This window comes from Pseudomonas sp. NPDC087814 (assembly GCF_044742865.1).
Classification (GTDB): Bacteria; Pseudomonadota; Gammaproteobacteria; order Pseudomonadales; family Pseudomonadaceae; genus Aquipseudomonas.
Map to the genome: position 1 here is coordinate 34,105 of NZ_JBIUVK010000024.1, position 16,618 is coordinate 50,722.

Genomic DNA, 16,618 nt, shown 5'->3' on the forward strand with positions numbered 1-16,618 from the left:
AGCCCGCTCCCACACAAGCCCGCTCCCACATGGGTTATTGCGCTGTTACTACCTTCGCGTTATTCAACCGCAACCGGTACGCCACATAGATGATCCCGACCCAGACCGGAATCGCATACACCGACGCCCGCACACCCGGAATCGCCAGCATCACGCAGATGATCATCAGCATGAACGCCAGGCACAGGTAGTTGCTGAACGGGAACCAGAAGGTCTTGAACGACGGCACCACGCCTTGCTCGCCCATGGCCTTGCGGAACTTGATGTGGGTCAGGCTGATCAGCGCCCAGTTGATCATCAACGAGGCAACCACCAGCGCAAACAACAGCTCCAGTGCGTCATGCGGCGCGACGTAGTTGATCACCACACACAGCAGCGTCACCAGGGCGGAGATGCCCAGGGCACGCAGCGGCACGCCTTGCTTGTTCAACTTCATCAGCGCTTTCGGCGCGTCGCCTTGCTCGGCCAGGCCGAACAGCATGCGGCTGTTGCAGTACACGCCGCTGTTGTACACCGACAGTGCCGCGGTCAGGACCACGAAGTTGAGGATGTGGGCGGCGGTGTCGTTACCGATCAAGGAAAAGATCTGCACGAACGGACTGCCGCTGTAGGCATCGCCCGACGCGCCGAGGGTTTGCAGCAGTTGATCCCATGGGTACAACGACAGCAGCACGGTAAGGGCGCCGACGTAGAAAATCAGGATCCGGTACACCACCTGGTTGATCGCCTTCGGGATCACCTTGCGGGGTTCGCTGGCTTCGGCGGCGGTAATACCCACCAACTCCAGGCCGCCGAACGAGAACATGATGAACGCCATGGACATCAACAGCCCCATGCCGCCATTCGGGAAGAACCCGCCGTGGCTCCACAGGTTGCTCACCGAGGCCTGCGGGCCACCGGTGCCGCTGAACAGCAGGTAGCAGCCGAGCACGATCATGCCGACAATCGCCACCACCTTGATGATCGCGAACCAGAACTCGGTCTCACCGAAGAACTTCACGTTGAGGGTGTTGATCAGGTTGACCAGCACAAAGAACACCACCGCACTGACCCAGGTCGGAATTTCCGGCCACCAGAACTGGATGTACTTGCCCACCGCTGTCAGCTCGGCCATGCCCACCAGTACGTAGAGTACCCAGTAGTTCCAGCCGGCGAGGAAGCCTGCGTAACCGCCCCAGTACTTGTGGGCGAAGTGGCTGAAGGACCCGGCCACCGGTTCCTCGACGATCATTTCGCCCAGCTGGCGCATGATCAGGAACGCGATGAACCCGGCTACCGCATAGCCCAGGATCATCGACGGCCCCGCCGACTTGAGCACGCCCGCCGAGCCTAGGAACAGCCCGGTCCCGATCGCCCCTCCCAAGGCAATCAGCTGAATATGCCGGTTCTTCAGGCCACGCTTGAGGCCCACCGGGTTAACCATGTCATCCGCCATTAACATTCCCTTCTACTTGTTTTTTTCAGGGTTGATCGCACACCGAACCAGCCCCTCAAACCGCTGAGGGGTCAGATATTACTCTCGGTAAACTTTTCGTAATACAGCTGAACGCCATCAAGTGCCTGATCCAGCAGCCATTGTTTGATGGATTCGACCATCGGAGGGGGGCCGCAGACGTACATATCTGCCGATTGATCCCGCAATTCGGCCAGGTCGAAATGCTCGGTGAGGTAGCCGCGTTTGCCGGCCCAGTCCGAAGATGGGTTGCTGAGTACCTCGGTGTAGCGAAACCCCGGGATCGTATCGGCGTAGGCTTTTATGCGTGTTGCCTCGCATAAATCGGCCGCACCCCGCACGCCGTAATACAGGTGCACCGGCTGTTGGCAGGTGCTGGCGGCCAGGTCGTCAAGCATGCCCAGCAGCGCCGATAAACCAGTGCCACCGGCCACCAACACCAGCGGTCGGGTGACATGCCGAAGGTAGAAGGCACCCAATGGCGCTTCCAGCAGCAACTCATCACCGACCTGGCAGCGTTCGCGGATGTAGTTGCTCATCACGCCATCGGGCAGCAGGCGGATCAGGAACTGCAACTGATTGCCCGGGCGGTTGGCGAAAGAGTAGGAGCGCCAACTGTCGGTGCCGGGAATCGACAGGCGGGCATATTGGCCCGGCAAAAAGTCCAATGGGCGTTCAAGCTGCAGGTGCAGGATCGCGGTGCTGGCCGAGACCTGTTGCACTTGGCTCACCGTACTGCGGATTTGTACTGGCCCCGGCGCATTGCACAGGCTGGAATCAAAATCGAAGTAGAACGCCGCATCGGATTGGACCCGGGTCTGGCAGCTGAGCATTTTGCGTTGTTGCAGATCGAGGCTGGAGAGGGCTTCCTCGTCTACGTAGTCCTGGGTGAAATCGCCGGACTCGCAGCGGCCCTGGCAGGTGCCGCATACGCCTTCGCGGCAGTCGAGCGGGATCTTGATGCCGTTGCGCAAGGCTGCATCCAACAGGATCTCATTGGCGCCCACCGGGAAAAACAGGGTCTTGCCGTCGGCAAAACTGAAGGCCACTTTGTGATTCATTCGCAGAACTCCGCGAGTTTGATTTTCTATGCCTGCGATTTACCTGTGGCGAGGGAGCTTGCTCCCGCTGGGCTGCGCAGCAGCCCCAAAAAGCCGGGAGCGCTACGCACTGGAGCGCCAACCCGGTCCAGCGGGAGCAAGCTCCCTCGCCACAGGTGTAATGCATCAGGTCACAGGTGATAGAAATCCAGCACCGAGTTGATGGTGTCGTTGAGCAGCAGCGCATGCTTGCGGGTGATCAACCAACTGTCGCCATCGGGCTTGAGGCTGTAAGTGGCGCTGCCGTAGAACTGCTCCGACGTCGCCAGCCGATAGAACAACGTATGCCAGTTCAACTTCACCTCCAGCAGCCCGTCCGGTTGCTCGGCAATCCGCACGTTGTTGATCAAATGCAGCGTCCTTGGCATCGGCGTGGCCGACGCAGCCTTGCCCGTGCGCAGGCGAAACACCCGATCCTCCAGCCCCGAGCGGTTGGCGTAGTAGATCAACGACATTTCGCGCTTCGGGTCGCGGGTGTAGACATGTTCCGAATCCCACTGCGGCAGGTGAAACTCGCTCTGCGGGTCGAACAACTGCACGTAGGCGTCCCAGTCCTGGGCATCGCACAGCTCGGATTTACGATAGAAAAACTGCTCGATCCGGTACTGCAATTGCGCATTCATCATTCCACCTCCCGCAGTTTCAGGGCTTGCTGGTCGAGTCCGTCCAGCAGGAATTTCTGCCAGTTGCGGTGCTGGTTGACGTACAGCCCTTCGTGGGTGAATTCGGTGCCGGTCATCGCCGGCTGGATACCGATGGATTCGCTGTTGGGTGTCGGCCCGGTTTCCCAGCGATGGCTGCCGCGGGAGATATCGCTCCAGCGTTCCAGGCGGCCCTGGAAGCCGCGCTGGGCTTCGCGGAACTCCACCAGGTCATCCGGCGTGCCCATGCCCGAGACGTTGAAGAAATCCTCGAACTGGCGAATGCGGTTTTCTCGGTCGGCGTCAGACTCGTTCTTCACCCCCAGGCACTGGCTGATGATTTCGGTCTTGTTCCACGCGATGGGCCGGATGATCCGCAGCTGCGAGCTGATCTGGTCGAGGAAGAACAGGCTTGGGTAGATGTTCAGGTTGCGCAGGCGGTGCATCATCCATTCGGCTTTTTGCTGGCCGTGTTCTTCGATCAGGCGCGGCATGATGGTGGCGTAGCCCGAACGCACGGTGGGGTTGGGCATGTCGCTGAACAACAGGCTGTGGCCATTGTTGAAGGCGAACCAGCCGTCATCGGTGTTCGCGTCGCCGGCGCCGAGTTTGCTGTAGTCCAGTGTCGTGCCCGAGCCGGTGCCGTTTTCCGTATTGACCTGCTGGCGATGCTGCACCGTGGCCACGTAGTTGTAGTGCACGGTGCTGACGTGATAACCGTCCAGGCCGTTCTCGTTTTGCAGTTTCCAGTTACCGTCGTAGGTGTAGGCGGACTTGCCCGGCAGCACTTCCAGCTCACCGGTGGCCGATTGGGCGACCATCATGTCGAAGAACACTTTGGCGTCGCCGAGGAAGTCTTCCAGGCTGTTGGTGCCGTTCACGTCGAGGCTGATGAAGACGAAGCCCTTGTAGCTCTCGATCCGTGCTTTTTTCAGGCCGCGAGTGGCCTTGTCGAAGCCTTCCGGGTATTCCCCCGGCGCCTTGACCTTCACCAGCCGGCCATCGCTCTTGTAGCACCAGGCATGGAACGGGCAGGTAAACGTGGACTGGTTGCCCTTGCCAACCCGGGTCAGGGTGGTGCCCCGGTGCTGGCAGGCGTTGATCAGCGCGTTGAGCTGGCCTTCGCCGTCGCGGGTGATGATCATCGGCTGGCGCCCGGCGCGCATCGTCACGAAGTCGTGCTTGTTGGCCAGTTCGCTCTCGTGACAGGCATAGATCCAGTTTTTTTCGAAGATCAGCTCCATCTCCAGCTCGAACAACTCCGGCTCGGTGAACATGTCCCGGGCGATGCGGAACACCTCATCCACCGGACGGAAGTCCAGGCAGCCTTCGATAAAGCTTTTCCACTGCTCGACGCTTCTTGCACCACTCATGGGAGGCACCTTTTTGATAATGGCTAGACGGGTAGGCCATTAAGAGGCTGCGGCGGGGCACCGGGCTATCCGGTTAATGGGGGAAGGTGGGCCACTTAGTTGGGCACGAAATACCCACGGCGGTGCAGGGCGGTGGCGGAATGCGCTACTGTCTTGCAAGGCGATTGTCGGAAAAGTCTGCTTGTTATCCACTTAGTCGACGGTTGCTATCCACCCAGTGGCGATCCCGCTGGCGTGGCGCAAAACTTGCTGTCGATCTACCAGGACGCGCCGTCAGAGCGCGCCGGCCACAATTGCCGTGGGTGCCCCGTGATGAGTAGCAATACACGCGATATACGTATCGAGCGCTTCGACCTTGAAGGCGCCTGCAGCTGGATGTCCGGCATTTGCGGGCCGCACCGCCTGCAAACCGCGACGCCGGAGCGCATCCGCTTTCACCACAGCGCCAATGTGTTCAAGTCCCGCGCCACGACGCTGGGGATTATCGAATACGGCACCGATGTCACCATCGACATTGAAGACGCCGAGCACTTCAGCAGCTACAGCCTGACCTTGCCGCTGGTGGGCGAGCAGGAACTGAGCAAGAACGGCGTGCGGCTCAGCTCAAACCGTGACCAGGGCGTGATCATCTCGCCCAACGAACATCAGGTGCTGGAGATCTCCGGCGACTGCCGCAAGTTGCAGGTGGTGATCACCCGCGCGGCGATGAGCGAATCCCTGGAGGGCCTGCTGCTGCGGCCGATTGAAGCGCCGCTGCGCTTCGAGTCGGCGATGGACGCGGTGGACGGCGCTTCCGCGTCGTGGTGGCGCATGGCGCGGTATTTCATCGCCGAACTGGAGCGCAGCAGCGAGCTGTATGACCAGGTGGCGTTTACCCGGGACCTGGAAAGCTCGCTGATCAAGGGCCTGATCCTGGCCCAGCCGAACAACTATTCCGAAGAACTGCGGGACGTGCTGGGGGTGAAACTGCCGCACTATTTGATTCGTGCCCGACAGTACATCCACGACAACGCCCGGGAAGCGGTGCACCTGGAGGATCTGGAGGCTGCGGCGGGCGTGTCGCGCTTCAAACTGTTCGATGCCTTCCGCAAATACTTCGCCCTGTCGCCCATGGCTTACCTGAAGAAATACCGCCTGGGTGCCGTGCGCCAGCAAATCCTCGAACATGGCTCCACGCGCACCATCTCCGAAATCGCCCTGGGCTGGGGCTTTACTCATCTGGGGCGATTCTCGGCCGAATACCGCAAGCTGTTCGACGAGTCTCCCAGCCAGACGCTGCAACGCAACGACGCCCGGCGCATGCGTGGATGAACACCTTACGCAAAAACAACGGAGATCAACTGTGGGAGCTGGCTTGCTCGCGAATGCGGTGCATCAGCCAACTCATTCGGTGACTGACACTGCGCATTCGCGAGCAAGCCCGCTCCCACATTGGGTGTGTGGTGTTCTTTTAGATCAACTCTTCCACCAGTTGCAGGCAATGACTGAGCCCCGGCGACTGGTCATTGATCCGCCGGCTGAGAATAATCGGCGACGTGGCGGTGGCCTCCACCACCGGCGTATAGCCAATGTCTGCGCGGTGCAGCACCTGCACCGAGGCGGGTACCAGGGTCACGCCCATGCCTGCGCCGACCAGACCAATGGCGGTCTGCAATTCGTTGGTCCACTGCGAAACCTTCAGGCTCAAGCCATGGGCATCGAACAGCGCGATCACATGGTCGGCGTAGCTCGGCCGCGGGTTGCCGGGATACAGCACGAAGGGTTCAGCGGCCAATTGCGCCAGGGTGGCCGGGGCGCCCAGCAGGGGATGCCCGGCGGGCAACACCGCCACCAACCGGTCCTCCACCAACACCCGCTGCACAATGGCCGGGTCGTCGATGCGAATCCGCCCGAAGCCCACATCAATCCGCCCGGCCTTGAGGGCTTCGACCTGTTGCAGCGTGGTCATCTCCGACAGGCCCAACTCCAGCTCCAGGCCATCGTGGCTGCGCAGCCGGCGAATCAACTCCGGCAGCACGCCGTACAGCGTCGACGGCGCAAAACCGATGCCCAGCCAGGTTTTCTGCCCAAGGCCGATGCGCCGGGTGTTGTCACACACCTTGCCCAGTTGCTCCAGCAGCACATTGGCGTGCTCATAGAAAAACCGCCCGGCTTCGGTCAGGCGCAACGGGCGCCCACGCTCCAGCAGGACCACACCCAGTTCGTCCTCCAATTGCTGGATCTGCCGGCTCAACGGCGGCTGGGCAATGTGCAGGCGTTCGGCGGCGCGGGTGAAGTTGAGGGTTTCCCCCAGCACCTGGAAGTAACGCAGATGGCGCAGTTCCATAAGGACTCCATTCATACCTTAAGGGTATTGTTCGAGACTCATTCTATATTGGAAGCCAGCAGAGATCCGGAACAGAATCAGGCCAAATCTATAAAGAACCCAACGGGTATTGCCATGCCGATTTGCGCCATCGAGTCGATCGAGACCATCATCGTCGATCTCCCTACCATCCGCCCGCACAAACTGGCGATGCACACGATGCAGAACCAGACCCTGGTGATCATCCGCGTGCGCTGCGCCGACGGTATCGAAGGCATTGGTGAATCCACCACCATCGGCGGCCTGAGCTACGGCAATGAAAGCCCCGACAGCATCAAGATCAACATCGACCGGCACTTCGCGCCGCTGCTGCTCGGCCAGGACGCGAGCAACATCAATGCCGCCATGTTGCGCCTGGAGCGCAGCATCCGGGGCAACACCTTTGCCAAGTCGGGTATCGAAAGCGCCTTGCTCGACGCCCTCGGCAAACGCCTGAACCTGCCGGTCAGCGAATTGCTCGGCGGCCGTGTGCGGGACGCCTTGCCGGTGGCCTGGACCCTGGCCAGCGGCAACACCGAAAAAGACATCGCCGAGGCCGAGAAGATGCTCGACCTGCGCCGCCACCGCATTTTCAAATTGAAGATCGGCGCCGGTGAAGTCAGCCAGGACCTGGCCCACGTCATCGCGATCAAAAAAGCCCTGGGCGACCGCGCCAGTGTGCGGGTCGACGTCAACCAGGCCTGGGACGAAGCCGTCGCCCTGCGCGCCTGCAAGGTGCTGGGTGACAACGGTATCGACCTGATCGAACAACCGATCTCGCGCAACAACCGCGGCGGCATGGTGCGGCTCAACCTGTCGAGCCCGGCGCCGATCATGGCCGACGAGTCCATCGAATGCGTGGAAGATGCCTTCAACCTGGCCCGCGAAGGCGCGGCCTCGGTGTTCGCCCTGAAGATCGCCAAAAACGGCGGGCCGCGTGCGGTATTGCGCACCGCAGCGATTGCCGAAGCGGCGGGTATCGGCCTGTACGGCGGCACCATGCTTGAAGGCGGTATCGGCACCCTGGCCTCGGCCCATGCCTTTCTCACCTTGAACAAACTGGCGTGGGACACCGAGCTGTTCGGCCCGCTGCTGCTCACCGAAGACATCCTCGCCGAGCCGCTGGTGTACCGCGATTTCCACCTGCATGTCTCCACCGCTCCGGGCCTGGGCCTGGCCATCGATGAAGAGCGCCTGGCGTTCTTCCGTCGCGATAACTAACAAGAGGACACCTGCGATGTTGTTCCACGTAAAAATGACCGTGAACCTGCCCGTCGACATGAACCCCGAGCGCGCTGCCAGCCTCAAGGCTGAAGAAAAAGCCTTTTCCCAGCGGCTGCAGGAGCAAGGCAAATGGCGCCACCTGTGGCGCATCGCCGGGCTGTACGCCAACTACAGCGTGTTCGATGTCGACAGCGTGCAGGAACTGCATGACCTGCTGATGCAACTGCCGCTTTATCCTTACATGGCCATCGAAGTGAATGCCCTGTGCCGGCATCCATCGTCGATCCGTGAGGATGATCGCTGAGTCTGTTTTTTCACCTAATAATTACAAGATGAGGATTGCACCATGACCATCCGACTTTCCCAGACTGCTCACGCCCAACAGTTTCTCGAAGAAGCCAGCGGCAACCTTAACGACGGCGGCAACCCACGGGCCAAGGCGCTGATCTACCGGATCCTGCGGGACACGGTGAACATCATCGAAGACCTGGAAGTGACTCCGGAAGAGTTCTGGAAGGCGGTCAACTACCTCAACGAACTGGGCAAGAACCAGGAAGCCGGCTTGCTCGCGGCAGGGTTGGGCCTGGAGCATTACCTGGACATGCTGATGGACGCGGCAGACGAGGAAGCCGGAAAATCCGGCGGCACCCCGCGCACCATCGAAGGCCCGCTGTATGTGGCCGGTGCGCCGCTGTCCAAGTTCGAGGCGCGGCTGGACGACGGGCAGGACCCGGGCGTGCCGCTGTTCATGCAGGGCCAGGTGCGCGACACCAATGGCAAGCCGTTGGCGGGGGCGATTGTCGATGTATGGCAGGCCAATACCGGTGGTACGTATTCGTGGTTTGACAGCACGCAGTCGGAGTTCAACCTGCGTCGGCGAATCGAGACCGATGCCCAGGGCAACTACCGTTTTCGCAGCATCGTGCCGTCGGGGTATGGCTGCCCGCCGACCGGCCCGACCCAGCAGTTGCTGGACCAGTTGGGGCGCCATGGCCAGCGGCCGGCGCATATCCACTTCTTCATCTCGGCGCCGGGCCATCGGCACCTGACCACCCAGATCAACCTGTCGGATGACCCGTACCTGCATGATGATTTTGCCTATGCGACGCGGGATGAGTTGATCGCCGAAATTCGCTTCAGCGAGGACGCAAACCTGGCGAAGGAATTTGGTGTGGAAGGGCAGTTTGCGCAGATTGATTTTGACTTTGAGTTGCAACCTGCGGCGGCGCCGGTAGAGCAGAAGCGCATGCAGCGAGTGCGCGCCCTCGAAGACTGAACGCGGTAAAAAAATGTGGGAGCGGGCTTGCTCGCGAATGCGGTGGATCAGTCAATATTTCCGGTGACTGACACTCCGCCTTCGCGAGCAAGCCCGCTCCCACATTGGCTCTGTATCGTTTGGCCTATTTGCGAACAACCAGGTCGAGCAGATCATCCCGATCCTTGATCTTCTGCAACACGATCTCCGAGCGAATATCCATCACCCCCGCCGTGCGGTTCAGGTGGTTCACAATGAAATCCGAAAAGTGCTTGAGGTTGCGCGCCTGCACCCGCAGCACATAATTGCTCGCCCCGGTAATCACGTACGCACTGGCCACCTCCGGCCACCCCTGTACCTTCTTGATAAACGTCTCGTGCCAATCCTCCACATCCTGGCGTAACGACAGGTGGACGATGGCCTCCAGCTCGATCCCCAGTTGCTCGGCGTTCAACACCGCCCGATAACCACTGATGATTCCCTCGCTTTCCAGCAGGCGCAAACGCCGCAGGCAGGCCGACGGCGACAGGGCGACTTTCTCCGCCAGTTCCTGGTTACTGATACGGCCATCCTGTTGCAGGAAATGCAGAAGGCGCAGGTCGGTGGCGTCGAGAATCATGGTTAGAATAAATCCGCGTGTTTGGGGGTTAAATTCGAATTTCCTACAGCTTAATTAGCCTGTTGCCCACCACTTTGCACGAAAATTCTCTAAAGCTTCGTTCATTATTTGGCTCATTGTTACTACAACAACAGGACTGACCATGACCACCCGCACCCATTGCCTGACCCTCGACGCCCAGGATCCGCTGGCGCCATTGCGCAACCAATTCGCCTTGCCGGCCGGGGTCATCTACCTCGACGGCAACTCCCTCGGTGCGCGCCCGGTAGCGGCACTGGAACGGGCGCAAGCGGTGATCGCCGAGGAGTGGGGCAATGGCCTGATTCGCAGTTGGAACAGTGCCGGCTGGGCCGACCTGTCCCAGCGCCTGGGCAATCGCCTCGCACCGCTGATCGGTGCCCGCGACGGTGAAGTGGTGATCACCGATACCACCTCCATCAACCTGTTCAAAGTGCTCAGCGCCGCGCTGACCGTGCAACGCGAACGCGCGCCAAGCCGCAAGGTGATCGTCAGCGAAGCGAGCAATTTCCCCACCGACCTGTACATCGCCGAAGGCCTCACCGAACTGCTGCAACAGGGCTACTCCCTGCGCCTGGTCAACAGCCCGGACGAACTGCCGAAAGCCATCGACCAGGACACGGCCGTGGTGATGCTCACCCACGTCAACTACAAGACCGGCTACATGTACGACATGCAGGCCCAGACTGCCTTGAGCCATGAATGTGGCGCGCTGGCGATCTGGGACCTGGCGCATTCGGCGGGCGCGGTGCCGATCGACCTGCATCAGGCCGGTGCCGATTATGCAATTGGTTGCACTTACAAATACCTCAACGGCGGGCCCGGCTCCCAGGCGTTTGTGTGGGTCAACCCGGCGCTGGTGGATGTGGTTACGCAGCCGCTGTCGGGCTGGTTCGGGCATACCCGACAGTTCGCCATGGAATCGCGTTATGCGCCGAGCCAGGGCATCGCCCGCTACCTGTGCGGCACCCAGCCGATTACCTCGCTGGCGATGGTGGAGTGTGGCCTGGATATTTTCGCCCAGACCGATATGGCCAGCTTGCGCTCTAAATCCCTGGCGTTGACCGACCTGTTTATCGAGTTGGTGGAAAGCCGTTGCGCCGCCCACGACCTGACCCTGATCACCCCGCGTGAGCATGCCCGACGGGGTAGCCACGTCAGCTTCGAACACCCGGAAGGCTACGCGGTTATCCAGGCCTTGATCGCTCGCGGCGTGATTGGTGATTATCGCGAGCCGCGCATCATGCGTTTCGGGTTTACCCCGCTGTACACCAGCTTTGCTGAAGTGTGGGATGCGGTGGAAATCCTGGGTGAGATTCTCGATCAGAAAACCTGGGACCAGCCGCAGTTCAAGGTTCGCCACAGCGTCACCTGAGTAAACGCAGAGCAAAAAATGTGGGAGCGGGCTTGCTCGCGAATGCGGTCTATCAGTCTCTGATGTATTGACTGGCACACCGCATTCGCGAGCAAGCCCGCTCCCACAGGGGACAGTGTTTCAACCAGAAAGCAGTGCAATCACAATAATAAAGGGGCACGCCACGTGACCACGCCAGACCAAGGCTTTGCCGAAATCACCAATCGCGAACTGGGCCTCAGGCGCCAGCTCACTTCCGGCCAGATGAGCATGATCGCCATCGGTGGCGCCATCGGCACCGGGCTGTTCATGGGCAGCGCCTACGCCATCGGCTATGCCGGGCCCAGCGTGCTGGTCAGCTATGCCATCGGTGCGCTGATCACTTTGCTGTTGATGGGCTGCCTGGCGGAGATGACCGTGGCGCATTCCACCTCGGGCTCCTTCGGCGCGTATGCCGAATTTTACGTCAGCCCGCTGGCCGGTTTCCTGGTGCGTTATGCGTACTGGGCGGCGATTGTGCTGGCGGTGGGCGCCGAGGTCACGGCGGTGGCGATGTACATGAAGTACTGGTTTGCCAACGTGCCGGAATGGGTGTGGATCGTCTCGTTCTCCAGCGTGTTGATCGTGCTCAACGCCATCAGCGTCAAGACCTTCGGCAACTTCGAGTACTGGTTCTCCACGATCAAGATCAGCGCCATCGTTGGCTTCATCATCCTCGCGGTGTACGTGGTGTTCGGCTCCGGCAATCCGGATTACGGTGTGCAGAACTACACGGCCCACGGCGGCTTTTTCCCGAACGGGTTGAGCGGCATGTGGATCGCGGTGATCGTCTCGATCTTCAGTTACTTGAGTGTGGAAATGATCGCGGTGGCCGCCGGTGAAGCGGCCGACCCGGAGCAGGCGGTGAAAAAAGCCTTCCGCGCGACCATCGTGCGGCTGGTGGTGTTCTACCTGCTGACCCTGGCGCTGATGTTGGCCATCGTGCCGTGGAACCAGGCCGGCCACGCCCAGAGCCCGTTCGTCACGGTGATGCAGACCATCGGCATTCCCGGCGCCACCGGGGTGATGAACTTCGTGATCCTGATCGCTGCGCTGTCGGCGATGAACAGCCAGCTCTACATCACCACCCGCATGATGTTCAGCCTGTCCCGCGCCGGTTTTGCGCCCAAGTCCATGGGCGCCTTGAGCAAGAGCGGGATCCCGTTGAACGCCTTGTTGCTGTCCAGCTCGGGCATTGCCCTGGCGACCCTGCTGAACGTGGTGTACCCGGAAAGCTCGTTCACCCTGATGATGGCGATCTCGATGTTTGGCGCGATCTTCACCTGGTTCATGATCTTCCTCACGCACCTGTTTTTCCGCCGCTACCGCAAGCGTCACGGCGGGGCGAAGCTGTCGTTCCAACTGGCGCTGTTTCCCTACAGCACGCTGCTGGGCCTGGTGCTGATGGGCGCGGTGATGATCACCACGTTTTTCACCGATGCATTCAAGATGACGCTGGTGTTCGGGGTGCCGTTCCTGCTGATTCTGTCGGCGGTGTACTACGTATTTTTCCGCAAGGGTCGCCAAAACCTTGTAGGAGCGAGCTTGCTCGCGAAAAACCCGAGGGCGCCGGGTTAAATCAGAAAGCCCGCGTTATCGTTGACGTGCTTCGCGAGCAAGCTCGCTCCTACAGGGGGAGAGGGCGTTTAGCAGTTGGGCGGCGTAACCGGGCAATTGCTCGAACTCGCGGGCGCATAACAGCAGTTTGCGACAGGCCCAATCCTCGCTCAGGGGTTGGGCCTTGAAGCGCCGCTCCAACGGCCAGCGCTCCAGCGCCGCCAGGGGCACGATCCCCAGCCCGGCGCCCCGGGCGACCATGCGAATAAGCCCGTCAAACCCGTCTGCACGGATGCGTGTCTGCAAGCGAAAGCCTGCGTGCAATGCCTGTTCCTCCAGGTACACCGCCAGCGCGCTGTCGGCGGCCAGGCCCACGTAGTCGTGCTGCAAGCTGTCGATAAAACTCACGGTGCGCCCGGCCAGCGGGTGGTCCAGCGGCATGATCAGCACCAGCGGGTCGTCGCGAAAGGGCAGGGTTTGCAGGCCGTGGGTGTCTACTGCGTCGGAAATAATCCCCAGGTCTGCCGCGCCCTGGCGCAAGGCGTGGGTGATGCGCAGGCTTGGCAGTTCCTGCAGGTCGATGTCGAGGTTGGGGTGCTCGTGCAGAAAGTCCGCCAACAGTTCCGGCAGGTATTCGCTCAGGGCGGTGGTGTTGCACAGCAGGCGCACCTGGCCCTTGACGCCGTTGGCGTATTCCGCGAGGTCTTGTTGCAGGTACTCGACTTGCTGCAACAGCAGGCGGGCGTGCTGGGCGAGGGCTTTACCCGCAGCAGTCGGGGTGACGCCACGGCGGCCACGTTCCAGGAACTCGATACCCAGCGAGGCCTCCATCGCTCGGATCCGCGCACTGGCCGCTGCCAGGGACAAATGGCTGCGGCTGGCGCCGGCGGTGATATTGCCGGTGTCGAGGATGTGCAGGTACAGGCGCAGGTCGATCAGGTCAAAGTGCATGGGCTGGGGATCTCAGTGTCTGTACGGGCCTCTTCGCGAGCAAGCCCGCTCCCACATTTTGAAAGGGTTCACAGATCTAAATGTGGGAGCGGGCTTGCTCGCGAAGAGGCCATCTGCCTCATGCAAAACAAGAGGCTGCCTCAGTATATGGCGAATTTTCAGACATCACCCAAACCTGCAAAATCGACCCATGAATACCTTACTCGCGTTCTACCAAAACCTCGGCCCGGCCCTGACATGGCTGGTGATCGGCACCTTCCTGTTGGCCGGTACGGTCAAGGGCGTCATCGGCCTGGGCCTGCCCACCGTCGCCATGGGCATGCTCGGCCTGGCTATGTTGCCGGCGCAGGCTGCGGCGTTGCTGATCATCCCGTCCACCGTCACCAACCTCTGGCAACTGGCCTTCGGCGGTCACCTGAGCGCGTTGATCAAACGCCTGTGGCCGATGCTCCTGCTGATTTTCCTCGGCACCGGGCTGGGCTCGGTGTGGCTGGGCATGGATGGCGGGCATTGGGTGGTGCGGGCGTTGGGCGGCGCGCTGCTGGTGTATGCCTTGAGCGGGCTGTTGCTGCCGACGTTCAAGGTAAGCCCGGCCACCGAGCGTTGGCTGGGCCCGCTGTGCGGCGTGCTGACCGGGGTGATCACCTCGGCCACCGGGGTGTTCGTGATACCGGCGGTGCCGTATCTGCAAGCGTTGGGCTTGAACCGCGATCAGCTGGTGCAGGCATTGGGGCTGTCGTTCACCGTGTCGACGCTGGCGCTGGCAGCCGGGCTGTTCTGGCGTGGCAGCCTGGGCGGCGGCGAATTGAACGCCTCGTTGCTGGCGCTGGTTCCCGCGCTGCTCGGGATGTGGCTGGGCCAGGCCCTGCGCCAGCGCATCAGTGCCGTGCTGTTCAAGCGGGTGTTCTTTATCGGCATGGCCGCGCTGGGAGGTCATCTGCTGATCAGTGGTTAACAATATGCCGTTGATTCGTGCGTTTTGGTCAAATATATTTTGCGGCTGGGACGCTTATTCCAAAGCACCGACCCCGTTACCCTGCCTTCAGACATTTTTAATCTTTAGGCACCCCCTATGAAAAAAGTACTCCTGCTCAACGGCGGTAAGAAATTCGCCCATTCCGACGGTCGCTACAACAGCACCCTGCATGAAGCCGCCCTGGCGGTACTGGACCGTGGCGGCATCGACGTCAAGGAAACCCACATCGACGCCGGCTACGACGTGGCCGAAGAAGTCGCCAAATTCCTCTGGGCCGACGTGATCATCTACCAGATGCCCGGCTGGTGGATGGGCGCTCCGTGGATCGTCAAGAAGTACATCGATGAAGTCTTCACCGAAGGCCATGGCAGCCTGTACGCCAGCGACGGCCGCACCCGCTCCGACTCGTCGCAGAAATACGGCAGCGGCGGCCTGATCCAGGGCAAGCAATACATGCTGTCCCTGACCTGGAACGCTCCCCAGCAAGCGTTCGACGACCCCACCGACTTCTTCGAAGCCAAGGGCGTGGACGCGGTGTATTTCCCGTTCCACAAGGCCAACGAGTTCCTTGGCATGACCGGCCTGCCGACCTTCCTCTGCGTGGACGTGATGAAACGCCCGGCCATCGAAGCCGACGTGGCGCGTTATGAACAGCATCTGGCACAGGTGTTTAACCTGAGTCTGTAATGCGGCTAGTATCCGTGCAGCCGCTATAAAGAGGATTCACGTTGAAAGCCCGATCCGATGAGCTACAGATCTTCGTCTGCGTGATTGAATGCGGGTCGATTTCCGCCGCAGCCGAGCAGGTCGGGCAGACGCCGTCGGCGGTCAGCCGCACCTTGTCGCGCCTGGAAGCCAAGCTCGACACCACCCTGATCAATCGCACCACCCGGCGCATGGACCTGACCGAAGAGGGCAAGTATTTCTTCGAGCGGGCCAAGGTGATCCTCGAGCAGATGGACGACCTGGAAGAACGCCTGTCGTCGCGCCAGCAAACCCCGTCGGGGCGCCTGCGGATCAACGCGGCGTCGCCGTTCATGCTGCATGCGATCGTGCCGTACATCGCCGAGTTTCGTGGCCTGTACCCGGATATCCAGCTGGAACTGAACAGCAACGACCTGATCATCGACCTGCTGGAGCAGAGCACCGACATCGCGATTCGCATCGGTGCCCTGGCCGACTCGACGTTGCACGCCCGCTCACTGGGGTGCAGCCCGCTGCATATCCTCGCCAGCCCGGCGTACCTGGAACAGCACGGCACGCCCACCACCGTTGCCGAACTGGCCGAACACACGTTGCTCGGCTTCACCCAGACCGAAACCCTCAACCACTGGCCGTTGCGCCATGTGCACGGCGATCGCTGGCAAATCCAGCCCGGTGTCGCCGCTTCCAGCGGTGAAACCTTGCGCCAGCTGGCGCTGGAAGGGCAGGGCATCACCTGTCTATCGGACTTCATGACCGCCCAGGACATCAAGACCGGGCGCCTGATACCGGTGCTGGCCGAGTTCAACAGCGGCTATCGTCAACCGATCAATGCGGTGTACTACCGCAACTCGCAATTGGCCTTGCGCATCCAGTGCTTCCTGGACTTTATCCAGGGCAAGCTGGCCAGCTACGCCAGCTGATTCGTGACCTCTGCGCAAGATTGAATTGGGCAATACGGACTTATTCGGAATGGATAGGTCCGCAATACTGAGTCCATCAATTACTCACG

At 61.0% G+C, this 16,618-nt stretch carries 16 protein-coding genes; 9 read left to right on the forward strand and 7 right to left on the reverse strand.

Annotation, left to right across the window (positions count from 1 at the left end; translation table 11 throughout):
- Window positions 1-34: 34 nt before the first annotated feature.
- From ACIOMR_RS18275 to antA, 4 genes are all read right to left on the reverse strand, one after another.
- On the reverse strand, window positions 35-1,435 hold the full coding sequence (locus ACIOMR_RS18275; protein WP_008436670.1) for an amino acid permease: 1,401 nt from the start codon (window positions 1,433-1,435) through the stop codon (window positions 35-37).
- Window positions 1,436-1,506: 71 nt separating this feature from the next.
- Window positions 1,507-2,514: an anthranilate 1,2-dioxygenase electron transfer component AntC gene (gene antC / locus ACIOMR_RS18280; RefSeq protein ID WP_401195634.1), complete on the reverse strand. Its 1,008-nt coding sequence runs from the start codon at window positions 2,512-2,514 to the stop codon at window positions 1,507-1,509.
- A gap of 170 nt (window positions 2,515-2,684) precedes the next feature.
- Complete coding sequence (gene antB / locus ACIOMR_RS18285) at window positions 2,685-3,176, reverse strand: anthranilate 1,2-dioxygenase small subunit (RefSeq protein ID WP_003212320.1); 492 nt, start codon at window positions 3,174-3,176, stop codon at window positions 2,685-2,687.
- Window positions 3,176-4,567, reverse strand: a complete 1,392-nt coding sequence (gene antA / locus ACIOMR_RS18290; RefSeq protein WP_003212318.1) for an anthranilate 1,2-dioxygenase large subunit — start codon at window positions 4,565-4,567, stop codon at window positions 3,176-3,178. The genes antB and antA overlap by 1 nt, the downstream gene beginning before the upstream one ends.
- Window positions 4,568-4,879: 312 nt before the next feature.
- Between antA and ACIOMR_RS18295 the strand changes: the two genes are divergently transcribed.
- On the forward strand, window positions 4,880-5,878 hold the full coding sequence (locus tag ACIOMR_RS18295; protein WP_401195638.1) for a helix-turn-helix domain-containing protein: 999 nt from the start codon (window positions 4,880-4,882) through the stop codon (window positions 5,876-5,878).
- 139 nt (window positions 5,879-6,017) lie between these two features.
- Here ACIOMR_RS18295 and ACIOMR_RS18300 read toward each other — a convergent pair whose 3' ends face one another.
- On the reverse strand, window positions 6,018-6,893 hold the full coding sequence (locus ACIOMR_RS18300; protein ID WP_003212314.1) for a LysR family transcriptional regulator: 876 nt from the start codon (window positions 6,891-6,893) through the stop codon (window positions 6,018-6,020).
- Window positions 6,894-7,007: 114 nt separating this feature from the next.
- Between ACIOMR_RS18300 and ACIOMR_RS18305 the strand changes: the two genes are divergently transcribed.
- Genes ACIOMR_RS18305 through catA form a run of 3 tightly spaced genes read left to right on the forward strand, consistent with a single transcriptional unit; the run spans window position 7,008 to window position 9,411 of the window.
- A complete protein-coding gene (locus tag ACIOMR_RS18305) occupies window positions 7,008-8,132 on the forward strand; it encodes a muconate cycloisomerase family protein (protein WP_003212312.1) in 1,125 nt (374 codons plus the stop codon).
- Between the two features lie 16 nt (window positions 8,133-8,148).
- Window positions 8,149-8,439, forward strand: coding sequence for a muconolactone Delta-isomerase (catC, locus tag ACIOMR_RS18310; protein WP_008436679.1), 291 nt, complete (start codon window positions 8,149-8,151; stop codon window positions 8,437-8,439).
- 42 nt (window positions 8,440-8,481) lie between these two features.
- Complete coding sequence (gene catA / locus ACIOMR_RS18315; protein WP_008436682.1) at window positions 8,482-9,411, forward strand: catechol 1,2-dioxygenase; 930 nt, start codon at window positions 8,482-8,484, stop codon at window positions 9,409-9,411.
- 124 nt (window positions 9,412-9,535) lie between these two features.
- Here the strand turns inward: catA and ACIOMR_RS18320 are convergent, their stop codons facing one another.
- The gene (locus ACIOMR_RS18320; protein WP_003212305.1) at window positions 9,536-10,009 is read right to left on the reverse strand and encodes an Lrp/AsnC family transcriptional regulator; all 474 of its coding nucleotides are present in this window, start codon (window positions 10,007-10,009) and stop codon (window positions 9,536-9,538) included.
- Between the two features lie 142 nt (window positions 10,010-10,151).
- Between ACIOMR_RS18320 and kynU the strand changes: the two genes are divergently transcribed.
- Both kynU and ACIOMR_RS18330 read left to right on the forward strand, forming a co-directional pair.
- Entirely contained in the window at window positions 10,152-11,402 is a 1,251-nt protein-coding gene (gene kynU, locus ACIOMR_RS18325) for a kynureninase (RefSeq protein WP_134325689.1), read from the forward strand.
- Window positions 11,403-11,567: 165 nt separating this feature from the next.
- Window positions 11,568-12,998 (forward strand): amino acid permease, encoded by a 1,431-nt coding sequence (locus tag ACIOMR_RS18330; RefSeq protein WP_003212300.1) that lies wholly within the window; start codon window positions 11,568-11,570, stop codon window positions 12,996-12,998.
- A gap of 15 nt (window positions 12,999-13,013) precedes the next feature.
- Here the strand turns inward: ACIOMR_RS18330 and ACIOMR_RS18335 are convergent, their stop codons facing one another.
- The gene (locus ACIOMR_RS18335; RefSeq protein WP_401195644.1) at window positions 13,014-13,928 is read right to left on the reverse strand and encodes a LysR substrate-binding domain-containing protein; all 915 of its coding nucleotides are present in this window, start codon (window positions 13,926-13,928) and stop codon (window positions 13,014-13,016) included.
- Between the two features lie 190 nt (window positions 13,929-14,118).
- Between ACIOMR_RS18335 and ACIOMR_RS18340 the strand changes: the two genes are divergently transcribed.
- The 3 genes from ACIOMR_RS18340 to ACIOMR_RS18350 all read left to right on the forward strand — a co-directional run bounded on the left by ACIOMR_RS18340 (window position 14,119) and on the right by ACIOMR_RS18350 (window position 16,529).
- Window positions 14,119-14,883 (forward strand): sulfite exporter TauE/SafE family protein, encoded by a 765-nt coding sequence (locus ACIOMR_RS18340; protein WP_177040602.1) that lies wholly within the window; start codon window positions 14,119-14,121, stop codon window positions 14,881-14,883.
- Window positions 14,884-15,000: 117 nt separating this feature from the next.
- Complete coding sequence (locus ACIOMR_RS18345; RefSeq protein ID WP_008436691.1) at window positions 15,001-15,591, forward strand: NAD(P)H-dependent oxidoreductase; 591 nt, start codon at window positions 15,001-15,003, stop codon at window positions 15,589-15,591.
- 41 nt (window positions 15,592-15,632) lie between these two features.
- Window positions 15,633-16,529, forward strand: coding sequence for a LysR family transcriptional regulator (locus ACIOMR_RS18350; RefSeq protein WP_003212293.1), 897 nt, complete (start codon window positions 15,633-15,635; stop codon window positions 16,527-16,529).
- The last annotated feature ends 89 nt before the right edge of the window (window positions 16,530-16,618 follow it).